Origin of the sequence: Pseudomonas sp. I8001, assembly GCF_013385345.1 — a bacterium.
Lineage (GTDB): Bacteria > Pseudomonadota > Gammaproteobacteria > Pseudomonadales > Pseudomonadaceae > Aquipseudomonas.
Genome location: NZ_JACAQC010000070.1, coordinates 1 through 564, shown reverse-complemented (window position 1 = coordinate 564; position 564 = coordinate 1). Strand labels below are relative to the sequence as shown.

The following is a 564-nucleotide window of genomic DNA, read 5'->3' as shown; positions in this document are numbered from 1 at the left end:
CGGCCAAAAGCTGACCTTCGAACAATATTCAAGGGCACCATAAATCAGAAAAAAGAGTAGCGGACATGAAAAAGGAATTTACCCTTCGGACTGCACTGCCAGGAGATGGCCTAGCTATTTTCCATGTCACTCGGCAGTCAATAACCGAGCTGTCGAACGGACTCTATACCCCAGAGCAACTCAATGGCTGGATGGGCGAAAGAACCCCAGAGTTTTATGAGCAACTGATAAAGCAAGGGCAAATGGTCGTGGCGCTGCATCTGGGAAGGATCGTTGGATTTGTGGATTCAGAGCCAGGAGAAGTGACACGGCTTTTTCTTCTTCTCGAGGCCTCCAGTAAGGGGCTCGGTGCTCATTTGCTCAAGACAGGTATTGATAATGCGCGTGGGCCTGGCATCCGCGTCATAAAGGTAGAGTCGACTTTGAATGCTGAAGGCTTCTATAAAAAACATGGCTTTGTGACACAAAAGCACGGTTTTTTCAGCCATGGTGTGGGTGGGCAACCCATAGAAATCATTCACATGGAACTTGAGTTGGAGTGATTTATTCTGCATACCTCCACGG

Annotated in this window: 1 protein-coding gene; it reads left to right on the top strand. The window is 48.2% G+C overall.

Annotation, left to right across the window (positions count from 1 at the left end):
* The first annotated feature begins 65 nt into the window (after positions 1-65).
* On the top strand, positions 66-542 hold the full coding sequence (locus tag HX839_RS31355) for a GNAT family N-acetyltransferase (RefSeq protein WP_003214507.1): 477 nt from the start codon (positions 66-68) through the stop codon (positions 540-542).
* Positions 543-564 lie beyond the last annotated feature (22 nt).